The organism is Micrococcus sp. HMSC31B01 (assembly GCF_001816085.1).
Taxonomy (GTDB): domain Bacteria; phylum Actinomycetota; class Actinomycetes; order Actinomycetales; family Micrococcaceae; genus Micrococcus; species Micrococcus luteus.
On the sequence record NZ_KV825070.1, the window covers coordinates 1 to 4,289 of the forward strand.

The window sequence follows — 4,289 nt, forward strand, 5'->3', positions numbered from 1 at the left end:
GGGGGTGGGGGGCTGGGGGTCAGCCGGGATCAGCGGGCGTCCGCCGCGTCCCCGTTCCCGTCCTCGGCGAGCGCCGCCTCGAGGCGCTCGAGCTTGCCGTCCAGCTCGCCCGAGTGGCCGGGGCGGATGTCCGCCTTGAGCACGAGCGAGACCCGGGAGCCGTACGAGGAGACCGCGTCCACGGCGCCGCGCACGACCTCCATCACCTCGTCCCAGTCGCCCTCGATCTCCGTGAACATCGAGGAGGTGCGGTGGGGCAGGCCGGAGGCGCGGACCACGGCGACGGCGGCGGCCACCGCCCGGTGCACGGAGGCGGTGTCCGCGTCCCCGGGCAGGTGGGCGGAGTCGGCGGGCTGGCCGGAGGGAGCGACGGAGAAGGCGACGATCATGGCACCAGTGTGCCCGCTGCGCCGCCCGTGGTCACCGGCCAGGGCCGGCCGAGTCGGAGCCCACCCGGCCGGCCACCCGGTCAGCCCCCGATCAGCGGCTGCAGGGCCTTCCACAGCTCGTTCACGCCGATCGCCACGAACACGGCGGCCGTCAGGCCCAGCAGCGTGTTGCGGATCCAGCCGTTGCGGAACTGGGCCGGCACCTCCTTCTTGTTGTTCAGGAACAGCAGCGTCACGGCCAGGAACGGCATGAACAAGGCGCCGAGCGTGCCGTAGAGCAGGATCAGGAAGATCGGGCGATCCAGGAACAGCAGGGTCATCGGCGGGAAGGTCAGCCACAGCAGGAAGAAGCGGCCCGGCTTCGAGGCCAGCGAGGGGGCGTCGTCCTGGTCGAGCTCGTCCGCGGGGCGGCGGAAGTTCGTCCAGAAGTCCGCGAACATCAGGGAGACGCCGTGCCACACGCCCAGAAGCGAGGAGAAGGACGCGGCGAAGAAGCCCACCAGGAACACCACGGAGTACGCCTGGCCGTAGCGCTCGGCGAGCACGTTGCCGACGTCGAGCAGGCCGCGGTCACCGGAGGAGATCGCCAGGCCGGCCGAGTGGAGCAGCTCGACGCCCATGATCATGGTGGCGATCACGAAGATGCCGGTGAGGATGTACGACGTCGCGTTGTCGAACTTCATCACCCGCATGTACTTCGGGACGTTCCAGCCCTTCTCCCGCAGCCAGTAGGCGTACGCGCCGAGGGTGATGGTGCCGCCCACGCCGCCGGCCAGGCCGAGCACGTAGAACATGGCCTGGGGATCGCCGGAGGGCAGGCGCGGCACGAGACCGGCGAGGATCTCGCCCAGGTTCGGGGCCGTCAGCGCCGCGGAGAGCAGCACCGTCACGAACATGACGCCGATCAGCACCGTCATGAGCCACTCGATGAGCCGGTACTTGTCCAGCCAGACCAGTCCCAGGCCGATCAGGCCCGCGGCGATCGCGAACACCTTGCTGTCCACACCGGGGAACAGCGCCGCGAGCGGCAGGGCGGTGGAGGACATCGCCGTCGCCCCGTACACGATGCCCCAGATGAGGATGTACGGGCCGAAGTACCAGGACGTCCAGGCCCCGAGGGTGCGCCAGCCCTGGAAGATCGTCTTGCCGGTGGACAGGTACCAGCGGCCCACGCCCTCCACGAGCACGATCTTGAAGATCACGCCCAGGATCACGGCCCACAGGAGCATGTAGCCGTAGCGGGAGCCGGCGGTGAGGGTGGCCACGAGGTCCGCGGCGCCCACGCCCGTGGCGGCCGCCACGATGCCGGGTCCCAGCGAGTTCCACTTCGGCCAGATGGGGGTCTCGTTGAGCTCGGCGTCCGTGAACCCGATGATGTCGGGGTTGTGCACGGGGCGGCCGCGGTCGGCTCTCGTTGCCATGGGAGGGTCCTTAATGCTTGACGGGGCGAGTGCAGTCATGTGTGTCACGCGCGTGAGAGACACGCCTCACTCACGTCGATCCGCGTCGGCCGGGACGGGCCCCGACGCCGCGGCCTCGGTACCGTGAACGACGAGCCCCGTCCTCCACCGGAAGGTCCGCCATGCCCCAGGGAATCTTCGTCTCCACCACGTCCACCGGCGCCGGCAAGTCCCTCGTCAGCCTGGGCCTGGCCGACTCGCTGTACCGGCGCTCCGGCACGGTGGGCTACTTCCGCCCCGTGGTGCCCGGCGACGACGTGGAGACCGACCCCATGGTGCTGCTGATGCGCGAGCAGTACGGCCTCTCCCCGGAGCAGGCCCGCGGCGGCCTCACCGCGGCCGAGGCCCGCACCCTCATGGCCGAGGGCCGCGGCGACGAGGTCCAGCAGCGCTGCGTGGAGCAGTACGACGCCATGCGGGCGGCGGGCGGCGTCGTGGTGGTGGAGGGCACCGACCTGATCAGCCCGGACCCGGCCGCCGACCTCGACCTCAACGCCCAGCTCGCCCGCAACCTCGGCACCCCCGTGGTCGCCGTGGTCTCCGGCGCGGACCTGACACCCGAGCAGGCGGCCGACGTCGTGGACCTGGCCCGGCGCACCCTCGACGACGCCGGCGTCGAGCTGCTGGCCGTCATGGTCAACCGCGCGGACCCCCGTGACCTCGACGCCGTCGGCGCGGCCGTGCGCCCCGGCCGCCACGCCTGGCCCGTGTACGTGCTGCCCGAGCTGACCGAGCTCGCGCACCCCTCGGTGGCCGAGGTGGCGGACGCGCTCGGGCTCGAGCAGATGGCCGGGCAGGAGACGCTGGACCGCGACGTCGCCGAGGTCAAGGCCGTCTCCATGGAGGGCGGCAACTTCCTCGAGGTCCTGCGCGAGGGCGCGCTCGTGATCGTCTCCGGCGACCGCTCCGACGCGATCCTGGCCACCGTGGCCTCCTCGCTGACCCCGGACTTCCCCACCCCCTCCGGCATGATCCTCACCAACGGCATCCTCCCGAACCGCCAGCTCCAGCGGCTCTACCTGGGCGCGGCCTTCCCCGTGTTCGTCACCCACGACGACACGTTCACCACCGCCGCGAAGGTCTCCCGGGTGCGCTCCGAGCTCTCCAGCGCCCAGCCCCGCAAGACCGCCGCCGCCCTGGGCACCTGGCACCAGCGCGTGGACGGGGACGAGCTGCTGGCCCGCTTCGACCTGCCACGCACCGACGTCGTCACCCCTCTGCGCTTCCTGCACGAGCTGATCTCCCGCGCCCGCGCGGACCGCCGCCGGATCGTGCTGCCCGAGGGCGAGGATGCCCGCGTGCTGCGCGCCGCCGAGATCCTCCAGCGCCGCGACGTCTGCGACCTCGTGGTGCTCGGCCCGGCCGCCGCCGTGCGGGAGCTGGCCTCCCGCGAGGGCGTGGACCTGACCGGGATCGAGCTCGTGGACCCCGCCGACTCCCCGGACCTGGAGCGCTACGCGCAGGAGTACGCCCGGCTGCGCGTCCACAAGGGCGTGGACGCCGAGCGCGCCCGCGAGGTCATGCAGGAGGGCGCCTACTTCGGCACGATGATGGTCCACCTGGGCGACGTGGACGGCATGGTCTCCGGCGCCGCCCACACCACCGCCAACACCATCCGCCCCGCGCTGGAGTTCGTGAAGACGAAGCCGGGCGTCTCGATCGTCTCCTCGGTGTTCTTCATGCTGCTGCCGGACCGCGCCCTCGTGTACGGCGACTGCGCCGTGAACCCGGACCCGGACGCGCAGCAGCTCGCGGACATCGCCGTGGCGTCCGCGGCCACCGCCGCCCAGTTCGGGGTGGACCCGCGCGTCGCCATGCTCTCCTACTCCACGGGCGCCTCCGGCTCCGGGCAGTCCGTGGACAAGGTCCGCGCCGCCACGGAGCTCGTGAGGGAGCGCGCCCCCGAGCTGAAGGTGGAGGGCCCGCTGCAGTACGACGCCGCCATCAACGCCTCCGTCGCGGCCTCGAAGATGCCCGGCTCCGAGGTGGCCGGCCAGGCCACCGTGTTCGTGTTCCCGGACCTGAACACCGGCAACAACACCTACAAGGCCGTCCAGCAGTCCTCCGGGGCGGTCGCCGTCGGGCCCGTGCTGCAGGGCCTGAACAAGCCCGTCAACGACCTCTCCCGCGGCACCACCGTGGAGGACATCGTCAACACCGTCGCCATCACCGCCATCCAGGCCCAGGCCCAGGGCTGACGCCCCGGAAGGAGTCCCCCGTGCTCGTCCTTGTCATCAACTCCGGCTCGTCGTCCCTGAAGTACCAGCTCCGTGAGCTGGCCGACGACGGCACGGACGCCCCGGTGCCCGTCCTCGCCCAGGGCCTGGTGGAGCGCATCGGCGTCCCCGGCTCCGGCGTGCCGGACCACGCCGCCGCCCTCGAGCAGGTGGAGGCCGAGCTGGCCGAGGCGACCGGCGGGCGCACCATCGACGCCGCCGGC

Annotated in this window: 3 protein-coding genes and 1 pseudogene; 2 read left to right on the forward strand and 2 right to left on the reverse strand. The window is 72.1% G+C overall.

The window, feature by feature from the left end; genetic code table 11:
• Window positions 1-29: 29 nt before the first annotated feature.
• Window positions 30-389 (reverse strand): thiamine-binding protein, encoded by a 360-nt coding sequence (locus HMPREF3105_RS04925; protein ID WP_020625365.1) that lies wholly within the window; start codon window positions 387-389, stop codon window positions 30-32.
• Between the two features lie 80 nt (window positions 390-469).
• Entirely contained in the window at window positions 470-1,810 is a 1,341-nt protein-coding gene (locus tag HMPREF3105_RS04930) for an Nramp family divalent metal transporter (protein WP_070708888.1), read from the reverse strand.
• A 161-nt stretch (window positions 1,811-1,971) separates the two neighbouring features.
• Here HMPREF3105_RS04930 and pta point away from each other — a divergent pair, with 161 nt between their 5' ends.
• Together pta and HMPREF3105_RS04940 are read left to right on the forward strand one after the other, a co-directional pair.
• Window positions 1,972-4,047 (forward strand): phosphate acetyltransferase, encoded by a 2,076-nt coding sequence (gene pta / locus HMPREF3105_RS04935; protein ID WP_070708889.1) that lies wholly within the window; start codon window positions 1,972-1,974, stop codon window positions 4,045-4,047.
• Between the two features lie 20 nt (window positions 4,048-4,067).
• Window positions 4,068-4,289 (forward strand): annotated as a pseudogene (locus HMPREF3105_RS04940) (acetate kinase); the annotation flags it as partial.